Annotated in this window: 15 protein-coding genes; 12 read left to right on the top strand and 3 right to left on the bottom strand. The window is 44.2% G+C overall.

Annotated elements, in window-relative coordinates; all coding sequences use genetic code 11:
* The first annotated feature begins 456 nt into the window (after positions 1-456).
* The 6 genes from K245_RS0109320 (at position 457) to K245_RS23790 (ending at position 13,912) form a co-directional block, all read left to right on the top strand.
* Positions 457-1,311: a sulfotransferase gene (locus K245_RS0109320; protein ID WP_027359073.1), complete on the top strand. Its 855-nt coding sequence runs from the start codon at positions 457-459 to the stop codon at positions 1,309-1,311.
* Positions 1,308-6,974, top strand: a complete 5,667-nt coding sequence (locus K245_RS28480; protein ID WP_027359074.1) for a DUF4347 domain-containing protein — start codon at positions 1,308-1,310, stop codon at positions 6,972-6,974. The genes K245_RS0109320 and K245_RS28480 overlap by 4 nt, the downstream gene beginning before the upstream one ends.
* Positions 6,975-7,361: 387 nt before the next feature.
* Positions 7,362-8,675: a TolC family protein gene (locus K245_RS0109330; RefSeq protein WP_027359075.1), complete on the top strand. Its 1,314-nt coding sequence runs from the start codon at positions 7,362-7,364 to the stop codon at positions 8,673-8,675.
* The gene (locus K245_RS0109335; protein ID WP_027359076.1) at positions 8,675-10,774 is read left to right on the top strand and encodes a peptidase domain-containing ABC transporter; all 2,100 of its coding nucleotides are present in this window, start codon (positions 8,675-8,677) and stop codon (positions 10,772-10,774) included. The genes K245_RS0109330 and K245_RS0109335 overlap by 1 nt, the downstream gene beginning before the upstream one ends.
* 663 nt (positions 10,775-11,437) lie before the next feature.
* Entirely contained in the window at positions 11,438-12,769 is a 1,332-nt protein-coding gene (locus K245_RS0109345; protein ID WP_035276882.1) for an HlyD family type I secretion periplasmic adaptor subunit, read from the top strand.
* A gap of 276 nt (positions 12,770-13,045) precedes the next feature.
* Entirely contained in the window at positions 13,046-13,912 is an 867-nt protein-coding gene (locus K245_RS23790; protein WP_035276884.1) for an amidohydrolase family protein, read from the top strand.
* Here the strand turns inward: K245_RS23790 and K245_RS0109360 are convergent.
* The 3 genes from K245_RS0109360 to mltA all read right to left on the bottom strand — a co-directional run bounded on the left by K245_RS0109360 (position 13,894) and on the right by mltA (position 16,901).
* Positions 13,894-14,682: an FRG domain-containing protein gene (locus tag K245_RS0109360; protein ID WP_027359079.1), complete on the bottom strand. Its 789-nt coding sequence runs from the start codon at positions 14,680-14,682 to the stop codon at positions 13,894-13,896. The two genes, K245_RS23790 and K245_RS0109360, sit on opposite strands and share 19 nt — an antisense overlap.
* A 3-nt stretch (positions 14,683-14,685) precedes the next feature.
* Positions 14,686-15,444, bottom strand: coding sequence for a TerC family protein (locus tag K245_RS0109365; protein WP_035276885.1), 759 nt, complete (start codon positions 15,442-15,444; stop codon positions 14,686-14,688).
* 221 nt (positions 15,445-15,665) lie between these two features.
* Positions 15,666-16,901, bottom strand: a complete 1,236-nt coding sequence (mltA, locus tag K245_RS23795; protein WP_051284012.1) for a murein transglycosylase A — start codon at positions 16,899-16,901, stop codon at positions 15,666-15,668.
* Positions 16,902-17,534: 633 nt separating this feature from the next.
* On the opposite strand from mltA, the gene K245_RS0109380 reads away from it, so the two are divergent.
* The 6 genes from K245_RS0109380 (at position 17,535) to K245_RS0109405 (ending at position 25,704) form a co-directional block, all read left to right on the top strand.
* Positions 17,535-19,694 carry a SulP family inorganic anion transporter gene (locus K245_RS0109380; RefSeq protein WP_027359082.1) on the top strand — a complete coding sequence of 720 codons (2,160 nt, stop codon included), beginning with the start codon at positions 17,535-17,537 and terminating at the stop codon, positions 19,692-19,694.
* A gap of 101 nt (positions 19,695-19,795) precedes the next feature.
* On the top strand, positions 19,796-21,226 hold the full coding sequence (locus K245_RS0109385) for a transferase (protein WP_027359083.1): 1,431 nt from the start codon (positions 19,796-19,798) through the stop codon (positions 21,224-21,226).
* 273 nt (positions 21,227-21,499) lie between these two features.
* Positions 21,500-23,227, top strand: a complete 1,728-nt coding sequence (locus tag K245_RS0109390; RefSeq protein ID WP_027359084.1) for a sensor histidine kinase — start codon at positions 21,500-21,502, stop codon at positions 23,225-23,227.
* Positions 23,224-23,589, top strand: a complete 366-nt coding sequence (locus tag K245_RS0109395; RefSeq protein ID WP_027359085.1) for a response regulator — start codon at positions 23,224-23,226, stop codon at positions 23,587-23,589. The genes K245_RS0109390 and K245_RS0109395 overlap by 4 nt, the downstream gene beginning before the upstream one ends.
* Positions 23,590-23,592: 3 nt before the next feature.
* Positions 23,593-24,258: a sensor histidine kinase gene (locus K245_RS26530; RefSeq protein ID WP_027359086.1), complete on the top strand. Its 666-nt coding sequence runs from the start codon at positions 23,593-23,595 to the stop codon at positions 24,256-24,258.
* A 222-nt stretch (positions 24,259-24,480) separates the two neighbouring features.
* A complete protein-coding gene (locus K245_RS0109405) occupies positions 24,481-25,704 on the top strand; it encodes a response regulator (RefSeq protein WP_027359087.1) in 1,224 nt (407 codons plus the stop codon).
* Positions 25,705-25,731: the final 27 nt, after the last annotated feature.

Genomic DNA, 25,731 nt, shown 5'->3' on the forward strand with positions numbered 1-25,731 from the left:
TATAACGTTCTTTCCAGTCAAATAAGCCAAGCTGCTTCATTATCTAATTTACTCTCCATATAAATGAGTTAACTTGGCTTATATATATCATATTATTACTTATATAGTAATATATTTTTGATTTTTAGAGGATCCCTTTAGTGTTACAGAGTGTAACGAGACACTTTGTAATATGTTACACATTGTATTTAGCCATCTCTTTATTAATTCTGCATAAGTAATTGTAATTTAAACTTGTTTCTATTTTAGAGCAGGCAGGCCCAAATTTTGCTTGCTGAGCCAATGGAGAATCTGGGGGCACCGGCTCAGGGCAGATTGATAATCTTGTAAATAAAAAAGGCTGATCAGATGGTTATTGAAATTATATCAGATAATTGTTCTCAGGGACCATATACCATCGTCCTGACTATATTTTTTTGATACGCGCCGCCTAATAAGAAAGGAAATGAGTTTATAATGACAGGTAGTTTTCATTTTATTTCAGGGCTTCCAAGATCAGGTTCAACCCTGCTCGCAGCCCTACTTTTGCAGAATCCGAAGTTTCACGCAGGAATGACAAGCCCTGTGGGATCTCTTTTCAAGGGAATGATAAACCAGCTCGGCGCTGGCAGCGAATTTGGCTCGGTTGTTACCACAGATCAGCGAAAACGTCTTGTTCACGGAATTTTTAATTCCTATTATGCTGATCATGCTGACAAAGAAGTGATTTTCGACACAAACCGCATGTGGTGCGCCCATCTTTCAGTTTTGAAAGATCTTTTTCCTGAATCAAAGATCATTGCCTGCGTGAGAAATGTAGCCTGGGTCATGGACAGCATAGAGCGCCGGTATCGTTCCAATCCATATGAAATAACCCGCCTTTTTAATGATGACAATGAAAGAAGCACTGTCTACAGCAGGGTCGAAACGCTTGCCCAGCGCAACAGACTTGTCGGATATCCATGGACTGCCTTGAAAGATGCATTTTATGGAGAACACGCAGAATCCCTTCTTTTGGTGGATTATGACCTGCTTGCCCAGGCTCCGGGAAAAGTTCTGCCCCTGATTTATCAATTCATAGGGGAAGAATATTTTGAGCACGATTTTGAAAACGTGTCCTATGACGCCCCGGAATTCGACTCATCCCTCGGTCTCCACGGCCTGCACAAAGTAAGATCCAAAGTTGGTATAGATATCCGTCGCACCATACTCCCGCCCGATCTTTTTGAACAATACAGCCAGTTATCATTCTGGAAAGACACAGCAAACAGCCGCGTGAACGTGATATCAGCACGCATGCCGGATAAAAACGCACAAGGAGAGACCGTATGACAGTTTTACAAAATCAGTTTGAAAATAATATTTTTGAAATTAAGCAGGCAGATTCTTCGGCTCACAGGGTTGAGGTCGTATTTGTCGACAGCCGTGTAAGTGATGCCAAGAATCTTCTTGCCGGGCTTTCTCCTGACTGCACTGCTGTTTTCATTGATGCAGGAAAAGACGGACTATCCCAGATGGCCGATTATCTTTCGGCGCATCCAGGAGCAGACGCGGTTCACATACTTGCCCACGGCTCAGATGGTAATCTTTTGCTTGGATCCACCTTTCTTGATTCTGACTCAATCAAAGGCAAGGCCGATGATCTTTCAAAAATAGGCGGCCTTCTTTCAGAAGAAGGAGATATTCTTATTTACTCCTGCGGATTCGGGGCAGGGGACAAAGGCGCTGCCCTTGTCGGAACCCTTGCTGCCATGACCGGCGCTGATGTAGCGGCATCGGACGATCGCACAGGAAAAGGCGGAGACTGGGATCTTGAGATAAGATCAGGAAAAATAGATGCAGACCTTCCTTTCTCTTCCCAGGCTGTTTTAAATTATGATCATGATCTTGTGCGTCTTCCTGTAATAATCACTGTCACGAACAATAATGACAGCGGAGCCGGAAGTCTGCGCCAGGCCATTTCAGACTCGATGGACGGTGATACCATAACCTTTGCCTCGGGCATGACCATAAATCTTTCTACAAAGGCATTAGACAATTCCGGTGTCAATGACGACAGTATGCTGGTTATTAACAAAGGTCTGACCATAGACGGGGACCTTGACAATGACGGCACTCCTGATGTTGTCCTTGATGCAGACTATAATGGCCGTGTTCTTAAGATAGAATCTGGAACAGTTACCCTCGATGGCCTGACCCTCACCAACGGCTTATTGTCTGGTGACGGTGGTAACTATGACTCGCCTGGCGGTAGCGCCCTTGGAGCAGCCATCTATAATGACTCTACCCTGACCATCCTGAACAGTAATATCACAGGAAACACCGCCACTGGCGGCGGTGGTGGTGGTGGTGCCTATCATGGTGGTGCTGCTGCTTATGAAGGTTTTTTGGGATTTGGTGGTGGTGGTGGAAGCGGAATTTCAGGTCATGGCGGTGCAGCGGGTGGTAACAGTTTAAATTCTAACGGAGCAGCTGGCGCTAATGGCAATGGTGGAGGTGGTGCTGGTGGTGCAGCTCCTGGTATTTCTTCTGATCGCTCTTATACTCCAGCCAATGGCTCTGCAGGTGGCACCGTATCTTGGACTTACCAAGGAAACAATTATTCTGGCACAATAGGGGGCGACGGAGGAACCAGCAGCGGTGGGGGTTACGGCGGTTATGCTTTTATTTTAGATAGTGGCGGTTATGGAGGGAGTGTCACAGGAGCAGGAGGAGGTGGAGGTGGTGCCGGTACGGCTACCGGAGCTATCGGTGGATCGGCTGTGGGAGGGATTTACAATAAAGGCACCCTTAATATTGCCTCAACCAATTTTATCCTGAATCAGGGGGCCGGTGGCGGTGGTGGTGGTGGTCGTGGAGCCGGAGGAACAGGAACTGGTGCTGTGTATAATGAAGGTACGCTCAATTATAACAACACAAGCACAACCTTTAATATCAATAATCTTGGAGCTGGTGGCTTTCAAGGAAATAATTCAGTGCAAGCAGCAAGCGTTAACGATATCGCCGGCACTGCTGCGATAGTTTCAGACTGGGACAAAGGACCATATGTAACTTCTGTTAACTCATCCACAGCCAATGGCAGATACAACGCCGGAGACGTGATAAGCATACAGGTGGTTTTCAGCGAAAATGTCGATGTGGCAGGAACGCCAACTCTTACACTTGAAACAGGTACAACAGACCGTGTAGTCGACTATTTTGAAGGTAGCGGCACAAACACTCTGACATTCAAATATACTGTCCAGACAGGCGACGCATCGCTGGATCTTGACTATGCAAATATAAACGCCCTGGATCTTAATGGCGGAACAATAACGAGCGCAACTAAAGCAAATGCAAATTGCAATCTGCCATCTCCGGGGATGGCAAACTCGCTTGGAGCGAACAAGGCCATCGCCATAGGCCCTGCGGCTTCAATCACAGCCCCGGGCACGTTCAGCGTGACAGAAGATGTTTCAGCTGCCATCGCAGGCATCAGTTTTGCCGATGCAGACGCAGGCGATTCCATAGAGACGGCTACGCTCTCGGTAAATAGCGGCACTCTGACCGCCACCACAGGAAATAACGTAACAGTTGGCGGCACTGCCCAGGCACTCACGCTCACCGGCAAGATAGCTGATATCAATGCCTTTGTTGCGGCACACAGCGTGACCTTTACCACGGCCCAGGATGCTACAAGTGATGTCTCGCTCGGCCTTGGATTAATAAATAACGGCGGTTCACAGATTGTCAGCAAAACAGCGACCATTACAGTCGCGGCAGTTAACGACGCGCCTGTAAATAACGTGCCTGCTACCCAGACTGTCATGGCTGGCAGTTCACTTGCCTTCTCCAGCGCCAATAACAACCTGATCAGTGTCACGGATGTCGATGCCGGCGATAGTCAAAACATGACCGTTGAAGTAAGATCCACAGGCGGCACCCTCTCCTGGGCGATTCCAGGAACCAGTAACTTTTGGGGCGCTCAAGCAAAATTGAGCACTTTAAATCAGTTTTATTTGAGTTCTCTGAGCTTTACTCCCGATTCTGGTTTTACAGGCCAGGCCAGCATTAAAATAACCACCACCGATTTGGGGAATACTGGCACTGGCGGAGCTTTGACTGACATTGACTTCATCTATATAAACGTAGACGGGACAGCCCCAACTCTTGCTGCAAGCGGATCAACACCTGCTGACAACGCAACCGTAGTCAGCCTGACAGCTTCTCCGCAGATAAAGTTCTCAGAGAACATTAAATTCGGAACATCTGGAAGCATAGTTCTTTATAATGTCACAACAAACGCTGCAGTAGAAACCTTTGACATCGCGACTGCCCAGGGCGCTGGCAACGGCAAGGTTTCCATTTCAGGAAACACACTTACTGTCAATCCGACCGCTGATCTGGCCCTTAATACCGAGTACGCCATCAAAATCAGCGGAGATGCCATTAAAGATATTCCTGGAAACAGTTTCGCCGGAATTTCGGATAATATTACCTATAATTTCAAGACAGATTTCGCTCCTGTCATCACCTCCAACGGCGGCGGAGCCACAGCAGCCGTCAATGTTGCGGAAAACACCACAACAGTTACGACCGTGACTTCCACAGATTCCGATCCTGGCCAGATAACTCTTTACTCCATTACAGGCGGAGCGGATGCTTCAAAATTCAGCTTAAACGCTGGAACAGGCGTATTGACCTTCAGGTCTGCCCCTGATTTTGAAGCTCCACAGGACACAAACAGCGACAATATTTATGTGGTTGAAGTGACGGCGGACGACGCGAACGGGGGAAGGGATCTTCAGGCAATATCTGTTACAGTGACAGATGTGAATGAAACCGTGACACCTCCTCCGCAGCCGCCTGCACCACCACAACCGCCCCAGCCACCACAACCGAATGTAATTCCTCCTGTCAATCAGTGGGGCAATTATCCAGACAATGACCATGACGGCATCCCTGAAACAGTTGAAAAACAGGTGCCAGGCCTTACGGGCGGTGTAACAGGAGACGGAAACGGTGACGGCATACAAGATACTGCGCAAAAAGGCGTCAGTTCCATTCCTTTTGACTACACCTCTGGAAATGGCCAGTCATCCCAGGCATTTCTCACGCTTGTGGGTGGAGCAGAGGAAGGAAAGATCAAGGACGATGCCGGACAGCCTGTTGTTCTCCGTGAGGTTCATCATGAGGATGCTCCAGCTAATCTTCCGTCAGACGTATCCATGCCATTCGGAATGATAAGCTTCAAGGCAGACGCGCCTTCGGCAGGTTCTTCAGTCGGTTTCAGCATTTACGTTGACGGAAGTGTTCCTGTGAACGGTTACTGGAAGCAGGACAAAAACGGCAACTGGGTGAACCTCGCAAGTTCTGCAATGGGTGGCCAGGTCATTACTGAAGGCGGAAAGACAAGGCTCGACTTTTTGATTACAGACGGAGGAATATTCGATAAAGATGGAAAGGCCGACGGAGTCATAACAGACCCAGGTGCTCCTGGATGGCGTGATTTAGCCACCTCCTTTGATGAGAATTATTATCTCGAAAGCAAGCTTGCGGAACTTAAGGCCGACGGTTACACCCAGTACACCACGACTCAGCAGGTAAAAGACGGCATTATACAGGCAGGCCTGACAGTGCTTCAGCATTTTCAGCTATGCAGCCTTAAAGAAGGAACAAATCCAAACCAGTTTGTAAATACAGCCGAATATCTCCAGGCCAAGGCTGTTCAGCTGAATCAGGCAGGATTCGGAGGAAGAACAGACTGGTCAGCCGATGATGTGAAAAATGGTCTTCTTGCCGCAGGTTTCACAAATGTGGTCGATCATTTCAAGAGTTCAGGCTGGCTTGAGAATATCAATCCATCCAACAGGTTTGATATCAGCGAGTACTTGAAAACAAATGGAGAGGTTCGCGGCCTTAGCGTGGATCAGATAATTGAAGGATTAAAGACTGATGGACTCGATCCTCTGGAACATTATGTAAAAGACGGCCAGAATAAGCCAGGAATTACGATTTCTGCAGTCTCTGGAGCAGAAAGCGTGAGGACGGATTATGTGAATACTTCTGTCTTTAATGAAAACTACTACCTTCAGAGCAAATATCTCCAGCTTCAGGCAATTGGCGTAACAGCAAGCATAGGTGAGATATCCGCCGGAATAGCGAATAGCGGAATGACATTATTCGAGCATTTTCAGAAATACAGCCTTGCTGAAGGAACGGATCCGAACCAGTTCTTTGATACTTCCGAATATCTGCAGGCAAAGGCTGGCCAGATGAATGCCGCTGCATTCGGAGGAAAAACAAACTGGACAAGCGCAAATGTAAAGAGCAGCATGCTCGAAGCCGGATATACCACTGCCATGGATCATTTCAAGACATATGGCTGGCTTGAGGACGTCAATCCTTCCTCAAGATTCGATGTCAGTACATATCTTGAGACCTGGGCAGCGCATTCAGGCACGAGTGTGGATAATGTTAAGGCAACATTCAAACAGCAAGGATTCGATCCTGTTACCCATTACCTTAACTATGGCCAGAACGAATCCGGCATAACAGTCAAAAATGCGGCAAGCAGATCCTTCGGCGCTGACAAGTCTCTGATAGATGACAGCAATGGCGTTATTTATGGCGGCACGGGTAATGATGTCTTTGTATCTGGCTCTGGTTTAAACGCAATATCAGATCAGGGTGGAATTGATACGCTCAGGTTCGATGAAGGCATAACAAAAGACAGCATAGCCCTTTTTAAAACAAGCTCAGGTACAGATCTTATCTGGGATATGGGGGGGGCTAATCAAATTAAGGTTCTTAACCAGACATCTGCTGCCTCGGCAGTGGAGGAATTTGTAACAAAAGATGGCTACTGGCTTTCATCTACAGATGTCAATAAAGTGCTTCAGGACATGACGACATTTGCGAGCAATAATGGTATTGCCATGACAAACATCAATGATGTAAGAAATAGTCCTGATCTGATGAACGTCATAAACACGGCATGGCACGCTCCTGCCTGATTTAAAGATAGATGAATGAATACCGGGTTCCTTTAACGGGAACCCGGCTTTTTTGTGAATATATACTAAAAACGGGCATAATATGAGACTTTTATTTTCTTCTCCAGTTTTGGTAATACTTTTGAATTAAAAAAATGTAGGTTGTGCTAAGCTTTAGCGAAGCCCAACATGAGAAAGAAATCCTTCCGTACCAGTCGAGCTTCGGCAAAGGACGCCCCAGCGTGACCTAAGCCTAATTCGACAATATTGAAGGGCAGGAGGTGATGGGTATTGGTTGATTTTAGCCCTTAATACAAGCCTTTTCCCCCGAAGTTGTTGAGACGTAACTGAGTTTGAAACCTCAATTTGTGACCATATGCATTACAAAAAATCTGAAGTTTTTTATTTATGAAGAGATTTACATTTTTAACAGTTTTTGTGTTTGCAGTGTTTTCAGCCTGTCTTGTCCATGCGGAAAAGCTCACCTATGATGATATTCTGAAAGACGCTTTAAACAATTCCCTCGAAATCAAATCCGCAAATATTGAAAAAGACATAAGGAAAGAGGCTGAAAAAGAAGGACGTTACGGCCTTTATCCGGATTTGAGCCTGAAATTCAACTCGGAATATACTGACAATTTCACGGACGGCATGGGTGACATTGCAATCGGCGACACCATGATTTCCGGTTCCACAAGATATCAGAACGCCCTTTCCGTGAATCTCATGTATCCCATCATAGACTACGGCGGCGCGGCCAACAGGCTTGAGATAGCAAAGACAGAGGCAGACCAGGGCGAAAATATGCTTGCCAAGACAAAAATGGATCTGGAAACCTCTGTTCTTGAAAAATATTCCAGCCTTTTTGCTTTTTATTCAGAAGCTGCAAAGAGGCGCGAGATCATCTCCATCCATGAAAAGATTGCTGAAGCAGAGAAAAGATCAGGCGTGGCAGGCCTTTCAGGAAAGCACGATGTTTTATATCAGGACATTCTTCTTGCCGAAGAAAAAGAGAAGCTGGATGTTCTGAAAACCCAGATTTCAGTGGCTCTGAACGAACTTGAGTATTTCACAGGTAAAAAATATTCTTCTGAAAACCTCGAAGTTGAAAGGCTTCCTGAGAAAAATGATCTTGAAGAGATAAATAAATCTGAAAATTCAGATCACACGACAAATCCCGAATACAAATATTTCACAGCTGAAAAGAAAAAAAAGCAGATAGAAAACGATATTGTCAGAAGCGAGTTCTATCCCAAGCTGAACGTATATGCCCGTTACAATTTTTATAGCTCTGCAAATGATTCCCAGGATTCCTTCGACAATATCAGGGAAAAAGGCTATGCAGTCGGGCTTTTCACAAGCTTTCCCATCACGGAAAACCTTAAGAGAGTCCATTCCCTTGAAAAATCGAGGTTGTCGGTAAATAAAGCTGATACAGAAGCTTCAAAAAAACTTGCAGAAATTGAGAGGGATTTTTCAAAGTTAAGCGAGCAGTATCAATATTTGAAAACAGATGTCGAAAAAAAGAAAACAAGGCTTGGTATGATAAATTCCAGGCACGAAATGATAAAACGCCTTGAGTCTTCAAAAGTTGTGGCAAAAAAAGATCTGCTCGAAGAAATGATCATGCTCGCCACAAAAGAAATAGAGCTTGAAAAGCAGATAACAGATCAAACCATGGCAATGAAAAAAATCATCATACAGATGAGAGGTGGAAACTGATGCAGACAGGCCTTGTTTGCCTTGAACTGATAGCAAGGATTAACGGAGTCGATTTTGACGCAAGGGCTGCTGTAAGAGAATTTGGCATAGCAGACGCTGAAACGACCGTTGAAGAGCTTGTGAGGATAGCCAGAAAGAACAAATTCAGAACCAAAATCAAGAAAAATCCGATTACGGATCTTCATGGGAAATATCCTTTTCCTGTAGTGGCAGAGCTTAAAGAAGGCGGCTTTTTCGCTGTTCTGAATCTGGACGTTGAAAAAGCCCGGGCTCTGATTTTTATACCCGGCCAGAAAAATGCCTCTGCCATGCCTTTTACGGAATTAGATGAAAAAATTACAGGAAGGTTTCTGGTTTTCAAGCACAGAGAATCCGTGGACAATGTAAAGTTCGGATTCAGATGGTTTTACAGAGAGATTCTGAAGTACAGAAGGATCATATTTGAAGTCCTGATCGGATCTTTTGTGATCCAGCTTTTCGGGCTTGTGACTCCGCTTTTCACCCAGGTCATTCTTGACAAGGTAATAGTCCATAACAGCATGTCCACACTCGACGTTCTTGGCGTAGCATTCATTGCAGTGGCTGGCTTCGAGTTTTTGCTGAACATATCCAGGCAGTATATCTTCGTTCATACGATAAGCAAGATAGACGCAAGGCTTGGAGCAAAGCTTTTCAAACATCTTCTCAAGCTTCCATTTGTTTATTTCGAGCATCGCAAGGTTGGTAATATTGCGGCCCGTGTCAGGGAACTGGATAACATAAGGGAGTTCATTACCAACAAGTCTGTCAGTGTTCTGATTGACCTTTTTTTCTCCCTCGTGTTTGTGGTCATGATGTCCCTTTACAGCATCAAGCTGACGTTCATAGTTGCGGTCTGTGTGTTTCTGATTTCTGTACTTTACGTGACGGTCACCCCTGAACTGAGAAGGAGGCTTGAAAGCAGATTCCAGATGGCTGCCGCGTCAAATTCCTATCTTGTCGAGTCTGTCACAGGCATCCAGACAGTGAAATCCCTGGCCATAGAAGGCAAGATGCAGAAAAACTGGGAAGATCATCTTGGCAGATATGTCAACGCCAGCTTCAGGCTTCTCAATATGTCCAATGCCGCAGGTGCGCTTGCCAATCTTTTTCAGAAGGCCATGACCATCTCCGTGCTTTATCTTGGCGTGCGGCTTGTTATGGAAAACAAGCTTACAATCGGCCAGCTGATTGCGTTTCAGATGTTCACAGGTCAGTTTACAGGCCCGATTTTAAGGCTTGTGAGTCTTTGGAACGAATTCCAGCAGGCGATTCTATCCGTTGACAGGATTGGTGACATTCTTAATCATCCTGTGGAAATCCAGACTGATCATGCAATCACCCTTCCTGAGCTTAAGGGCTTTGCAAAATTCGATAATGTTTCTTTCAGATATTCTCCGACAGGCCCATTTGTTCTGGAAAATATAAAATTCCAGATTCAGCCCGGCATGAAGGTCGGCATAGTAGGAAGAAGCGGAAGCGGCAAGAGTACCTTAAGCAAGCTTGTTCAGCGGCTTTATATTCCAAACGACGGGGCTATTTATATAGACAATATCGACATAAGACATCTTAATCCGCTCTGGCTCAGGCACAACATAGGAATGGTTCTTCAGGAAAATTATCTTTTTTCAGGAACCATACGTGAAAACATAGCAATGCCAAGGCCTGATGCTCCCATTGAAATGATAATTCAGGCTGCTGCAATGGCTGGAGCCCATGAATTCATTTCCCAGCTTCCTGACGGATATGACACTCTGGTGGGCGAAAGAGGAAGTTCGCTTTCAGGAGGGCAGAAACAGAGGGTTGCCATTGCAAGGGCGCTGATCACTAATCCGAGAATCCTGATTTTTGACGAGGCTACTTCTGCCCTTGATTATGAGTCCGAATCCGTGATTCTGAAGAACCTTGAAGTGATATCCAAGGGCAGGACAGTATTCATAATTTCCCATAAGCTGAACATCGTCAAAGACTGCGATCTGATCATAGCTATGGACAGAGGCAAGATTGTCGAGATGGGAAGGCCGGATGATCTGTTGCAAAAAAATGGCTATTACAGGCATTTGCATTCGTTTCAGGCTTGATGAGTTCTTGATTGTAACTGTTCACCAGAATTGAAAAGTGATCTTTTTTATGAAAGGTCGCTTTTTTGAAAAAAAGCTTGGCAAAAAACTTATGGTTTTTATGGGATGCTCTACTACATCTTCAACCAGCAATATAGTGTCATAAAGTGCAGCACATATCCTGAACAGGAGATAGGCACCAAAATCCAAAAGTTTTGGGGAAAGGTTTGGAAAACACCTTTTTCAAAGGCTATGTTCCCCTTAGATGTTGAAAAGCGAGATAATAATTCTTTTTGGACTTATGGATCTTTTTGTAAAAAGTTCCTTAAGTCCCCTCAAAAACTTTATGTTTTTATTATGATCAGACGCAAATGCTCTAAAATTGTGGATGCACTGTCTAATTACCTGAAAGTTTTTGCGGAGCTTTTTTCAAAAAGCGACCCGCCGGAGGCCGCTTTTTATTAAAAGTATTAGTTTTAGCTATTGGAATGATAAAATATTCCACATTTAACGGGAACAGAGCTTTTTCAAAAGGGGTTTTCCAAGGATAAGTATAGCAAGTTGAATAGTTGCTTTTGATTTTAAACTTAGGGAGAGTCGCGCTTCTCCACGCACCACAATGTAAATGGTTCGTGTAGGGACGGTACACGCCTACAGTTTTATATGTGTTTTTTAGAGGTAATAATGGATTTTAAAAAATTAGGGTTTTTCAAAAAAAACGACGACACCCACGAGTTTCAGCCGATTCTTGCTGAAATAGAGAATTCTCCTTTGAATCCAATGGGCAGGTCGGTTTTCTATATTCTGGTTGCCATCATTATTTTTTCCTGTCTTTGGCTTTTTTTCGGCAAGATCGACATTGTGGTTACGGCAAGGGGCAAGGTCGTTCCTGACGGCGAGATAAAGATCGTGCAGCCCCTCGATACAGGTGTAATCAGCGTGATAAATTTCAAGACCGGGGATTTTGTCAAAAAGGGAGACCCTCTTGTCGAGATAGATCCTTCAACAACAGAGCCTGTTGTCGAGTCAGTGAAAAAGAATCTGAGCCTGTTCAAGATAGAAGTCGAAAGAATAGAGGCTCTTCTTTCTAGTAAGCCCTTTAATCCTGATGTCGAAGCTTATGGAGCCGATCTTGTAAAGGTTCAGACAGATTATTTCAATGCGTCAAGGGCGTCCCATAACAAGCAGGTGGAAGCTCTGAAACAGGAAATTGAAAAAATCATGCAGAGAAGTCAGTCCATGGCTGCTGAACATGACAAGGCAGTTTCCCTGTATGCCATCAGCAGCAAGCGTCTTGCGGATATCGAGTCTGTCAAAGATATAGTTGCTTCGTCCACTCTTGAAGATGCCAGGAAAGAGGCTGTTTCGAGTGAAAAGAACCTTGAATCCATAAAACATCAGATGTCCGAGCTTGATCATGAAAAAGAAAAGCAGCTTAAAGAGATTGGGCATATCAAGGAAAGTTTCCGTGACGTTCTGCTTAAAGAGCTTTCAGAGAAAAAACGTCAGGTCGCGGATCTCGAGGCAGAGATCGGCAGAGTAAGCTTCATGAATAAGAAAAAGGTGATTGTTTCTCCGGTAAATGGTCACGTGAACGAGCTTTTTGTAAACACGGTCGGAGGAGTCGTCACCCCTGCCCAGAAGCTTTTGTCCATAGTGCCAGCTGAGACTCCCCTCGTGATAGAAGCCCTTGTCCAGAACAGGGATATTGGCTTCATAGAATCAGGAATGGATGTGCTTATAAAAATCGACACATTTGATTTTCAGAAATACGGAATGCTCAAAGGCAAAGTCAAAAAGATCTCACACGACAGCATAAATGATGAAAAGCTCGGCCCTGTTTATAAAATTCAGGTCGAGCCCCTTGAAAAGACCCTCATGGTAGAAGGCAAAGAGACAGCCATGAGTTCCGGCATGACCGTAAGCGCTGAAATCAAGGTCGGAAAAAGAAGGATAATAGAGTTCTTCGTTTATCCGCTTATAAAATACCTGCATGAGGGGATGAGTGTGAGGTAGGCTCGGATCATGGCGGTTTTCACAGGTCATTATGTGCAGAAAAAGGACAAGAACCACGTAGTTTTGGTTATATTTGATTATCTCGCAAAAAAGTCAAAAAAGGCGTCGGCGTCATGCATGACTTGATCCGCCATTATTGTATTTTCAATTACTTCTGGATTCCGGCTCCCGGTTTTCACCAGGACAGGCCCCGCAGAAAAGACAGGAATCGGCCTTTTTGAAAGACCATCATATTTGCATCTTTACACAATTTTACCCCGGGTCTATCTTAAATCCATGAAAATCATAGACTTCCATACCCATATTTTTCCTCCTGCACTAATCAGGAAGAGGCATGAGCTTGTTCATGAAGAATCCGCTTTTTCTCTTCTCTATTCATCTGACCAGTCAAAGCTTATAACTGCGGACGAGCTCATCAAATCCATGGATGAAAATGAGATAGATGTGTCTGTGGCTGTTGGGTTTCCCTGGAAGTCAAAAGAGATTTTCAGGGCGCACAACGACTATCTTCTTGAGACGAGAAATAAATACCCGGACAGACTGAAGGTACTGGTCTGTTTTGATCTTTCTGTGAAAGGTGTTGCTGTCGAGTTTGAAAAATGTGTCAAAGACGGAACTTCAGGAGCAGGAGAGCTTGCCTTTTATAATGAAGCTCCTGACGATCTTGCCTTGGAAAATCTTGATGCAATAATGACTGTCTCAGCAAGAAATAAGCTGCCCGTGCTTATCCACGCTAATGAGCCTGTGGGCCATGCGTATCCCGGCAAAAACAGCTTTACTCCTGCTCCTGCGTATGATCTTGCAAAAAAATATCCTGAAAACAAAATCGTGTTTGCGCATTGGGGTGGCGGACTTTTCTTTTATAATCTCATGAAAAGGGAGGTCAAAGATGTTCTCAGGAATGTCTATGTTGACACCGCGGCCTCTCCTTTTCTTTATGATCCAGATATTTACAGGATAGCGTCCGAAATATTCGGTTCCGAAAGGATTCTTTTTGGCAGCGATTATCCCCTGATAAGGCCTTCAAGATATTTTGAGGAAATGAAAAAATCAGGAATTTCTGAAAAAGACCTGATCAGAATAAAAGGCGAAAACGCTTCATGTCTTCTTGGTATATCTGAAAATCAGGTTCTTGGGCTGTAGTGGCGTTTGAGCCATTTACTCAGCCCGTCAAGCCCGGGGAAAAGAACCCTCTCCGTTATATTTGCCTGATCCAGCTTATCCCTTATTTCCCACTTCAGTTCCGCAGGGATTATGATTTTTCTCCATATTTCAGGATGCTCATGCAGCCAGGAATCAAAGGTGGAATGGGGATTGGACATTACGGAAAAAAGCGCATACTGGTTTACGATCCTGTCATCCATTGACGGCGGCTCGAAAAAAAGAGCGAAAGCGCACCTGCTGAGCTCTTCAAGTTCCCTGAAAGACGCCACTCTTTCAGAAAGCATTTTTACGGTAAAGACATTGGCACCTTCCGAATCAAGCTCGTTTTTCAGCTCAGCAGGTATGAGCCTGTGAAGCTTGAGATAGTTTACGGCCCAGATAGCACCGTCAATATGGACTTTTTCAATATTGGCGGTTGCAAAATGCATGGCGATAAGGGGAGAATATGTCCAGTCGAGAAGCCTTGTGGGGAGTCCGTAATGCTGGGCAACAGATACCCAGTGCCACACAGAATCTCCCTGGGCCATATTTCTATGCGCGTACTTGATGAAGTTACGCATCAGATGACGTTCAAGAATGGCAAAATCTCCGCCCATTCTCATCAGGGTGGTTTCCAGTTTGTATGAACAATCCGAAAGTCCCCTGAAAGCATATCTTGATCTAAACCTGCCGATGTCCTCGCTCCAGGAGTCCTCGAAAATAAGCTCCTGGAGATGATTCCAGCTTTCAGCCTTGATTTCAATAACCATCAATTATTTTTCCATTATGTCAATGTCTGACTTGCGAAGCTGGACAGGCGCGTTTGTAAGGCCAGCCCTGAGACGGATATTGATGAATTCCACGCCAACTGAAAAAGCCATGGCAAAGTAAACATAGCCTTTTGGAATATGAAGACCGAAGCCTTCTCCCACAAGGGTCATGCCCACAAGAATCAGAAAGCTCAAGGCAAGCATTTTGAGGGTCGGATGCTTGTCAACGAAATCTCCTATAGGCTTTGCAGCAAACATCATGACGCAAACAGACGCGACAATGGCCATAATCATGACCATGACATGACTTGCAAGACCAACTGCGGTTATGACCGAGTCAAGGGAAAAGACTATGTCTATGATGGCAATCTGCACTAAAATGCTTATGAAGCCAGCGGCAGCTTTTTTTGGAGTGCTTGCATGCTCAGGGCCTTCAAGGCTTGCGTGGATTTCATGGGTGCTTTTGGCAAGGAGAAAAAGGCCTCCGCCTATTAGTATAATGTCCCTTCCCGAGATTCCTTTTTCAAACAAGGTGAAAAATGGCTTGGTGAGCCCCATTATCCATGTAAGGGAAAGAAGAAGCAGAATTCTTGTTATCATGGCAAGGCCGAGTCCTATGACCCTTGCCTTGTCTTTCTGGGAATCAGGAAGCCTTCCCACAAGAATCGTTATGAATATGATGTTGTCCACTCCAAGGACTATCTCAAGAATTGTAAGCGTTGCAAATGCGATCCATGCCTGGGGGTCATATATCCATTCCATATTATCTCCTTTCAAACGGTTATTTGATGGCTTTGCAAAAAGTCAGAAAAGGGCTTCGGCGTCATGCGGATTTAATCCGGCATTTTGTATTTTCAGGCACTTCTGGATTTCGGCCTTCGTCGGAATGACGGAAATCAGACTGTTTGCGACCTTGTAAATCCTGGGCAATAATACTGATAAGTTCGGGCCAAAATATTTTTGATGATACTTTATTAAATATTTCATGGCTTAAGGACAAGAAAATAAAGATCTCCGTTGTTTTTCATATGGCCAGCGGCAGTACGGGCGTATTCTCCGCTGCCCCAGAAAAAGTCGGCGCGGCCCGGCCCTTTTATGGCGCCCCCTGTATCCTGATTATAAATGAATCTGGAAAATGGTTCCCATTTTTTTACCTTGCCATCTCCTTCAACAACGGGTTTTTCCGTTGATACAAATGCAAGGCCAGCGTCAGGATATACGCTTCTGTCAAGGGCCAGGGACCTTCCAGGGGTTATTTTTACGTTCAGGCATCCTATTGGGCCGTCCGGCTCTTCCTTGAAAAAGACATAGCTTTTATTGTATCCAAGCACTTCGGAAATTTTGTCCGGATGAGAAAGCATCCATTCCCTCATTTTTTGCATGGATATTTCTTCTTTTTTAAAAATGCCCTTTTCCATGAAGTATTTACCTATGCTGCTGTATGGGTGTCCATTTGACTCATGGTAATGAACCTTCATGTTTCCGCCTGATTCAAGAAATATGACCCCTGACCCCTGAACCTGGAGAAAAAAAAGATCAATTCTGTCGTCAACCCAGACAAGCACTTCGGCCTTGTCCTCAAGCGCTTTTTTTTCTTCTATGGCGTATCTGTCGTAATATGGCTCCAATGTGTCGCCGTTAAGTCTTGCCTTGATTTTTTTGCCCTTGAATTCATAACCGAATCTTGAAAGATCTATGATGAGAAGATCGCTGGGTTTTGTGTATACGGGATATTTGTAACGCGCCGTTTTTTTGAGGCTTCCTTTGAGAAAAGGTTCATAATATCCTGTAAACAGAACCTTGCCTGTCTCGGGAGCTCCCGCAGCCTTGTATACAATGAAGTTCTTTTTTATGAACTCATTCATTGCCGAATGATTTGGTTTTGAGGATACGAAATCCCTGAATTTTTTCACCGAAGACCTGAGCTGGAGAGCTGTATAGGAATCAGGGCCATACTGAAAGATTCTGGAAGCAGGAATTTTATTCAGATAGTCCAGGGTTTTGGTCGTTGATTCAGCTATCTGGGCAAAATTCATATCATCCCTGAAATCCGGGTAGTCACCCGGAGAGAGTCGTGAAAGACTTTCGGTCATGGTCTTGCCGGGCTGCTTGTCCTGGATTTGATCGGATTCAATCGGTTTGTGTTTCATGCCCGCACAGCCGGATAAAAAAATGGCGGCAAGAATCAGAATCAATGCTTTTTTATAATAATCAGTCATTTATATTCCTGTTTTATTAAGGGATACCAAGATAATGAAGAATTTTGTCCGAAGACGGTAAAATAATGTTGATTGTCTCGCAAAAAGTCAAAAAATGGCCTTAGCTTCATGCCTGACTTGATCCGGTATCTTTGTAATTTCAGCCGCTTCTGGATTTTGGCCTGCGCCGGAATGACGGGAACCGGACTTTTTGTGACCTTGTCAATGTTGAGTTATTTAACGCCGGGGCATTTTTTAGTCAAGGATGCCTGATGTGATTTTTGCGCTGGTTGAAAAATATCATACATACCATATTAATAGTGTCCATTGCCTCAGCGCATGAGACCTTGATCAATATTAAAAACAAGGTTCTATTAAAAAACATAGAATTAGTATTCTCAAGGGATGAGCAGAATTTTTTTTGTTTTATGACTCTGATTTCTTGACTGTCAGATTTGATTCGACTATAAACCCATGCTTATGTCAGGCTAGTTAACCAAAGATCTGGGGGGATCGGTTAACTAGCCTTTCTTATACCAAAAATAACGCCGGGCTGTAATGGCAGGCGAAATATTAGGTTTGGGGGAGGTACGTGGATTTTTTGAAGCGTCCTCATTTAATTACCAAAAAAATAGGTATGGGAAATTAGTTAGTATGCTGGCAAAAATCTTTCCTTTTATCACGTGGTTTGAGGGCTACAATTCCAGTAAATTCAAGCTTGACCTTGTTGCTGGTATCACTGTTGCTCTTGTTCTTATTCCTCAGTCAATGGCTTATGCCAAGCTGGCGGGTCTTCCGCCATATTACGGTCTTTACGCCGCTTTTCTGCCTCCGATGATAGCCGCTCTTTTTGGGTCTAGCAGACAGCTTTCCACAGGGCCGGTTGCGGTTGTGTCTCTTATGACGGCTGCCTCCCTAGAAACACTTGCCACAGCCGGGAGTAAGGAATTCATCGCCTATGCCATCATGCTGAGTCTTACGGTCGGTATTTTCCAGCTAATATTGGGTGTTTTCAGATTAGGACTAGTAGTAAATTTTCTTTCCCATCCTGTTGTAAACGGTTTCACAAATGCTGCTGCCATAATCATCGCTACATCCCAGCTTGGAAATATGTTCGGTGTATATGTTGACAATGCCGAGCATCATTATGAAACAATCATGAGGGTATTTGCGGCTGCATACCACTATCTGCATATTCCGACCCTCGCGCTCGGGATTCTCGCAATTTTGATCATGGCTGTTCTGAAAAAAATAAATCCGAGGATACCCAATGTTCTTGTGGCTGTTGTTGTCTGCACTCTCATTTCATGGGCAACCGGATTCAACAAGGACGCAAAGATTGCCCTCGACAGCATAAAATCTCCTGAGGTTGTTCAAGATATTGCGGCGTTCAATATGGAAGTTAAAGCAATAAAGGATGCCTCTACCCAGAGAGTCACAGTCATGGACGAAAAGGAAAAAGCCCATGCTGAACATGATAAAGTCAGGGAGATAGACGCGGATCATCAGGCTGCCCTCATAGAAAACAAGATTTCATCTTCAAAGAAAAAATCCGGAGAATTAAGGGCAAAACTAAGGGAATATCTTCTGACAGGTGTTGAAGCAGACGGTGCTGGGAAAGTTTTCTTTCTGAAAAATGCTCTTCCTGAAGGAGCCAAAACAGATGGCCGCACCTGGAGAGTAAGGGTTGGAAACAGTGAGATAAAAGACCAGGAAGTTACGGTCATGGGTGCAGGCGCAATCCTTGGGGAAATACCGCCAAAGCTGCCCGAGCTATCCATACCCAAGATGAGCATGAAGATGTTTCTCAAGCTTCTTCCTTATGCTGTAATCATCTCCCTCCTCGGATTCATGGAGGCCATCTCAATTGCCAAGGCGCTTGCAGCCAAAACAGGCCAGAAACTTGATCCGAATCAGGAACTGGTAGGCCAGGGACTCGCCAATATCATAGGTTCATTTGGTCAGAGTTATCCTGCTTCAGGATCCTTCTCAAGATCGGCAGTAAACCTTCAATCCGGTGCTGTTACCGGATTTTCAAGCGTAATCAGTTCATCCATAGTTGTTATTACCCTGCTTTTCCTTACCCCGCTTCTTTATAATCTGCCCCAGTCAGTTCTTGCTGCCATAATAATGATGGCGGTTGTAAGTCTTATAAACGTTGATGGTCTCCTGCATGCTTGGAAGGCAAAGCGCTCTGACGGCATCATCACGCTTATCTCCTTTGTCTGCACACTGATTTTTGCTCCCCATCTTGACAAAGGGATTATGGTCGGTGTCGGTCTTTCACTGGGTGTTTTTCTATATAAATCTATGAAGCCAAGGGTTGCTATTCTTGCAATGAGTGCGGACAACCGCCTTGTTCATGCTGAAAAGCATGGGCTCAAGGAGTGCGACAAGGTTGCGGTTACAAGATTTGACGGGACTCTGTTTTTTGCAAATGCCAGCTATCTTGATGATGTGATTTATGAAATCAGGGTTGAAAAGCCAAACCTCAAGCATGTTATTCTTGTTTGTGACGGTATCAACGACATAGATGCATCAGGTGAAGAATCACTTTCCATGATCATTGACCGTACAAAGGCCGCAGGCATTGATATTTCCCTGGCAGGCGTCAAGGAAGCTGTTATGGCTGTTCTTGAAAGAACCCATCTCATAGAAAAAATCGGAGAACGTAATATTTATTCTACCAAGGAAATAGCTGTTCAGTGTGTTTATGAAAAAACACACCTTACAGATGACGAAAGAATGTCGTGCCCGCTTGTCTGCTATATACCTGAAAAGCAAGACAGCTCATGCATTGCTCAGGCCTGCTGATCAGGAGCGGATAGATAATTCGATGGGCTGCTTTTTCGGAATACCGGGCAGCCCTTAAAAAGCCTGATAGGAAATAATGTTTTCGATATAGGGGATAGTCGATGCTGGAACTTGAAAAGCTCATACGCAGGATAATAACCCGAGTTAATGTAAATCTCAGGGAATTCAACTTCAAGGTCGATTCATACGCAGAGGTTTTGCCTCTTGAACAGCTTATGAAATTCTATGCTTTCTATGGGGTTACAGGAGATCACCCTCTTTATTTCAATTTTGAGAAATCAAATATCGGGGGAAGCTATTTTCTTGGCAAATGCCAGATAGATCATTCCGTACTCTACAAGTGTGACATAAGGGGAGACGAGCTGAAGAGGAAGGGGGATGTTTTTATATCGGGCGAAGATCAAATACTAATAGATGAAGACGAATCAATAAGAATAAGAGACAGTCTGCTTGTAAAAACCCTCGTGCACAGCCATTCTTTTGACCCTGAAAATCTCGAAGAATTTTTGATACAGAACACAATTTCTGCCCATTATGCCAATATCCACGGCTCTCCAATGGAAGGGTGTTTCCTCGGAACCTTTGCAACTGTTGATAAAACAGCCCTGCACAGCTGCAAGATAGGAGCGTTTGCTTACGTTAACACAGGAGAGCTTTACCATCGCGAGGTTCTTCCCGGCAAGGTATGGATAAAGGGCAGTGGATATGAGTTTATCTATAATCATGAGCGTGATGTTCTTGCAAAATACATAAACCGTCCTGTTCCTGGAAAAATGCCTGAGGGCGAAATCATGGACTTTGTCGAATCCCGCAAAAAGGAATTCCAGACAGCATTTGACACCATTGCTATTGGCCAGCCTGTAATTGTGCCCCAGAATACTGCCCTTAGCCGTTATGCTGTCGTAAAGGGAGATACAAGACTAAGCGAGAATGTTCTGATCTGCCAGAGGGCTTATCTTGATAATGCATGGATGGGCCCGGGAACTAATGCCCAGGAAAATGCCTACATAGTGAATTCAAAACTCGAAAAGAATGACATCACTGCCCATGGAGCAAAAATAATAAATTCCCATCTTGGAGAAAAAATTTTTGTGGGATTTAATTCATTCATCCGTGGATCTGAGGTAACTCCTCTTGAAATTGGCGACAACTGCATAGTAATGCCCCATACCATAATTGATCTTGCTGGCCCCCTTGAAATTCCGGCCAACACAATCGTATGGGGTCTAATAAAATCAAAGTCGGATCTGTCTGAAAACAGCATACAGATTAAAGAACTTGAGATGGTTTCAAGGGTTTCAGGCATTTTACGGAAAGGGCGTATGACCTTTGAGGGAAGCGGGGCAAAGTTTGTTGAAGCCTTTGCACATAGAATTGAGCATATTCTTGAGGCAAACGGAGCGTATTTCAGCGGCCAGAGTGGCAGTAGAGGTCATGCCCAGGCAGGTCAGGTAATAGCTTATAACATCATACAGCCCTATCTCACAGGACGGTTTCAGGGGCTTTTCCCGACCATGGATATCAAGCCATAAGGCCACTTCCGGTGCGGGTGAAAGGATAAGACATAAGGATCAGAAAGCTCCTGGATAATGGCAGCAGGTATTAAAATCCGGGGCATTCTTTTTAAGAATGATGGTCTCGCAAAAAGTCAAAAAAGGCGTCAGCGTCATGCCTGATTTGATCCGGCATCCAGTATTTTCAGATAGTTCTGGATTCCGCATGGGCCGGAATGACGAAAATTGGACTTTTTTGCGACCTTGTCAAGAATGATGAATTAAACAGAACGCTGAAGAAGGAAAATATAAATGTACAAGTTTGCCAAGACACCTTCATGGCTATACCTGTTCAAGCCGCCTTCGGAAAAATCACCGGCAGCAAGGTACAAAAAAATGAGAATGAATATGGTTGTAATCACATCCATAGTCACAGTGCTGCCTTTGTTTTTCATGTTCGTCGTCAACTCCTGGCAGTATTATAAAAGTTCAAAAAATGAATCTCTTGCCTCTCTTCAGGTTCTTGAAGACAAGACAAGGCATTCCATAGAGCTTTTTCTTGAGGAACGCCTTTCAACAATAAGATTCATCTCATCTGCCTATTCTTATGAAGAACTTGAAGATCCACAGAAAATACTCAGAATTTTTTCTGTTCTCAGAACAGAACTTGGCGGATTCATTGATATTGGCCTTATTAATGATACTGGAACCATGATAAGTTATGCTGGCCCATACACCCTTCTTGGCAAGGATTATGGGCAGCAGCCCTCATTTCAGAAGGCCATTCTTAAAGGCCAGTACATCAGCGATGTTTTTATGGGTTACAGGGCTTTCCCCCACATTGTCCTTGCAACCCACCACATAAATGAAAATGGCAAGGGATGGATAATACGGGCGACCATAGATACCAGCAGCATTGATGAAATAGTAAGGTCAATGGGGCTTGACTCCAGAAGTGACGCATTTCTTGTAAACAGCGATGGTATAATCCAGACGAAATCCCTCTCTCATGGCAAGATACTCGAAAAATGCACCATAAACCTGCCCCAGTCCACGGACAAAACCCAGACAATTGAAGGCGTGTCTTCATCAGGTGAAGACTCGATTGTGGCTTTTACAAGAGTTAAAAACACAGATTTTACACTTGTGACTGTTGTGCCCAGAAAGAGCCTTTACAAGGAGTGGCATAGTCTTAAGGTCGATATGCTGATAGTTTTTCTTGTAAGCGCGTTTCTGATTGTCATAACTATTTTCAAAATTTCAAAGATACTTATTCATCAGGTTCAGGTTGCCGACTCAAAAAGGGAAAGCGCATTCAGGGAGCTCCAGCATTCCCAGAAACTGTCATCAATAGGCAGGCTTGCGGCAGGAGTGGCCCATGAAATAAACAATCCTCTTGCCATTATAAATGAAAAAGCCGGACTAATGGGCGATCTTATGGAGTTTGAGCCAGAATTTAAAAACAAGACCAAATTCATGGATCTTACAAGCGCCATAACCAAATCTGTTGAAAGATGCAGAAGCATAACGCACAGACTTCTCGGCTTTGCAAAGAGAATCGATGTGAAGATAGAGTTGCTGGACATAAACGAAGTCATCAAGGAGGTCATTGGTTTTGTGGAGAGGGAAACCCTTTACAGGAAAATTGATCTTCAGCTGGAACTCAAACAGCCAATTCATCTTATTTCTTCTGATCACGGCCAGCTTCAGCAGGTTTTTCTGAACATACTCACAAACGCCATAAACGCTGTGACTGATCATGGAGTAATATCAATAGAGACCCGGTCTGAAGAAGACGGCGGTGCAAGTATCACAATAAAAGATAATGGATGCGGAATGAATGCGGAAACCCAGAAAAGAATTTTTGATCCTTTCTTTTCCACAAAAAAGGAGCTCGGCACCGGGCTTGGATTATCCATAACCTATGGAATAATCAAAAAGCTTGGCGGTGAAATCAGTGTTGAAAGTAAAGAAAACGAAGGTTCCGCCTTTACCATAATTCTCCCCAAGGAACCACTAATTACAGAGGAGGAGCAATGAGACCAAAAAAAATTCTTCTTGTGGATGATGAGGCGGAGTTTTCATCCACCCTCGCAGAGCGCCTTACCTTAAGGGGCTTTGAGTCGGACACGGCTCCTGACGGAGAAAGCGCGCTGGTTAAAATAGAAGAGGAAGAATGGGGCGTTGCTGTTGTTGACCTCATGATGCCGGGCATGGGAGGGCTTGCCGCGCTTAAAAGAATCAAGGCCATGAGGCCCGATCTGCCCGTGATTTTACTTACCGGCCATGGTTCTACAAAAGAAGGCATGGAAGGGATGAGTCTGGGCGCTTTTGATTATCTTATAAAGCCGCTCGCTATAAATGAACTTATTGAAAAAATATATGAGGCCCTTGCAGGATAATTTATGGAAAATACAAATCGACAACTTCGTTTTTTCGGAAATATTACAGCAGGAGCGACGCATGAAATCAATAATGTCCTTTCTGTAATAAAGGAAAATGCAGGGCTAATCGAAGATTTATTCATGATGGCTGAAAAGCAGGGCATGATTATCCCTTTTGAGGAAAAGATTAAGAAATCAATATCTTCGATTAAAGAAACCGTTAAGAAAGGGGCCCAGGTCACTTCTGATCTTAACGCTTTTGCCCATATCCCTGATCATGACACAAAAACGGTAAAAGTCTCTGAAGCTGTAAAAATGATAGCCCGTCTAAATAACAGGAAAGCTTCGAGGCTGGGCATAAAAATAGAGGTGGCTGACAAGCCGGAATCGATGGAGGCTGTTCTTTCTCCGGTCTTATTTCATAAAATCATTCAGATAGTCATTGGTATACTGATGGACTCCGCGGAAAATGGGTCCGTGATTCGTATTTCCAGCGGAATTAATGATTCAGGCTCAAGCAGAAAGCTAAAAATAAATTTTGCCTTCGAAGATCCGGGAACCTTACTTAAGGACAGGCTTGTATCCCATCCTTCATATCAGGATGTTGCTGAGGTTGCGGAGCAGATGGCCGCAGAAGTGAGTGCTTCAGAAGAAGGGATAATTCTCTGTTTCGACCAGATTCAATAAAGACGGACTCGCAAAAAGGCAAAATGCCATGCAGACTTGATCCGGCATAAGGTTTTTAAAGGGACAGGCCCGCCGGGATAACGGAAACCGGATTTTTTGCGGCCTTGCCAATTAAGAGCAAAGTCTTTTAAATATATGAAAATGAAATAAAAGCAGCGTTACTGCTGAAAATATCAATTAATTAAAAATAGACACAGGAAAAATCTTATAACAGGAGACCCCATGACTGCCATATCCATGCATAGCGGAGTATTCACCAATGGCCACGCAATCGCAGAAATAGTTTCCAAGGAAACAGGCTTGAAGCTTATTCTGGATAAAGACATCTACGAAAAAACAGCTTCGAGGTATTCCCTGAAAAAGGAGACTCTTGAAAGGGCAGTTTCTGGCAAAGCCTTTGTTTTCAACTCTTTTACCCATGAAAAAGAAAGAGCCATCGCCCATCTTAAAACAATTGTGGCAGAAAAACTTAAAGATGAGCCAAACAGCATTTTTTTCGGATACCTCGGGATGCTGATTCCTGAAAATATCCGTCATGTACTCAGGGTTTTAAGCATTTCAGATACCCGCCACAGGGTTGAGACAGGAAAAGCAAGGGGCCTGACCGAAAAGGAAGCCCTGAAAAAAATTCATTCCGGAGATGAAAAAATCTTCAACTGGACGCAGTATCTTTTTCAGAAAGAACCCTGGAGTCCGGCTCTTTACGATATAGTCATTCCTGCGGACAAGATGGAAGTGGATGCAGCAGCGCGTCTGATCATTGATAATATTGGAAATCCTGCTGTAAAGGAAACCCAGGATTCTCTTCAGAGGGTCAATGACTTCATACTTGCGGCCTATGTTGAAAAAGAACTGACTGGCAAGGGTCACTGCGTAACCGTTGACGCCGACAAGGACAATGTAACCATAATCATTGACAAGAAAGTCATTCTTCTTTCGCACCTTGAAGATGAACTTAAAAGCATTGCCAAGTCTGTGCCAGGGGTACAGTCCGTAACCACAAAAATCGGAAAGAACTACTACAAGGCCGACATATACAGAAAATTCGATTTTGAGCTTTCATACAAGGTTCTCCTTGTGGATGACGAACGTGATTTTGTTCAGACCCTTTCCGAAAGACTTCATATGCGTGATGTTGGAGCCCATGTTGTCTACAATGGTCAGGAAGCCCTTGAATTTGCTGACAGCGAGGATTTCGAGGTCATGGTTCTTGACCTTAAAATGCCTGGAATCGATGGTTTTGAAACCCTCAGACAGGTCAAGCAGAATCATCCTGATATTGAAGTCATCATACTCACCGGACACGGTAACGAAGACGACAAGAAGAAATGTCTTGAAATGGGTGCGTTTGCCTATCTTCAGAAACCGGCTGATATTGACATCCTGACCCAGACCATGAAGGATGCGTATGCCAAGGTTCGTCTGAACAAGGAAAAAAAGGCGTAGGAACGTTTTCGTTTTGACCCGGATTTT

This window comes from Desulforegula conservatrix Mb1Pa (assembly GCF_000426225.1).
Lineage (GTDB): Bacteria > Desulfobacterota > Desulfobacteria > Desulfobacterales > Desulforegulaceae > Desulforegula > Desulforegula conservatrix.

Coding starts and splice junctions, on each gene's coding strand:
- K245_RS0109320 (WP_027359073.1), top strand. CDS start 457: ATGACAGGTAGTTTTCATTTTATTTCAGGGCTTCCAAGATCAGGTTCA.
- K245_RS28480 (WP_027359074.1), top strand. CDS start 1,308: ATGACAGTTTTACAAAATCAGTTTGAAAATAATATTTTTGAAATTAAG.
- K245_RS0109330 (WP_027359075.1), top strand. CDS start 7,362: ATGAAGAGATTTACATTTTTAACAGTTTTTGTGTTTGCAGTGTTTTCA.
- K245_RS0109335 (WP_027359076.1), top strand. CDS start 8,675: ATGCAGACAGGCCTTGTTTGCCTTGAACTGATAGCAAGGATTAACGGA.
- K245_RS0109345 (WP_035276882.1), top strand. CDS start 11,438: ATGGATTTTAAAAAATTAGGGTTTTTCAAAAAAAACGACGACACCCAC.
- K245_RS23790 (WP_035276884.1), top strand. CDS start 13,046: ATGAAAATCATAGACTTCCATACCCATATTTTTCCTCCTGCACTAATC.
- K245_RS0109360 (WP_027359079.1), bottom strand. CDS start 14,682: ATGGTTATTGAAATCAAGGCTGAAAGCTGGAATCATCTCCAGGAGCTT.
- K245_RS0109365 (WP_035276885.1), bottom strand. CDS start 15,444: ATGGAATGGATATATGACCCCCAGGCATGGATCGCATTTGCAACGCTT.
- mltA (WP_051284012.1), bottom strand. CDS start 16,901: ATGACTGATTATTATAAAAAAGCATTGATTCTGATTCTTGCCGCCATT.
- K245_RS0109380 (WP_027359082.1), top strand. CDS start 17,535: ATGCTGGCAAAAATCTTTCCTTTTATCACGTGGTTTGAGGGCTACAAT.
- K245_RS0109385 (WP_027359083.1), top strand. CDS start 19,796: ATGCTGGAACTTGAAAAGCTCATACGCAGGATAATAACCCGAGTTAAT.
- K245_RS0109390 (WP_027359084.1), top strand. CDS start 21,500: ATGTACAAGTTTGCCAAGACACCTTCATGGCTATACCTGTTCAAGCCG.
- K245_RS0109395 (WP_027359085.1), top strand. CDS start 23,224: ATGAGACCAAAAAAAATTCTTCTTGTGGATGATGAGGCGGAGTTTTCA.
- K245_RS26530 (WP_027359086.1), top strand. CDS start 23,593: ATGGAAAATACAAATCGACAACTTCGTTTTTTCGGAAATATTACAGCA.
- K245_RS0109405 (WP_027359087.1), top strand. CDS start 24,481: ATGACTGCCATATCCATGCATAGCGGAGTATTCACCAATGGCCACGCA.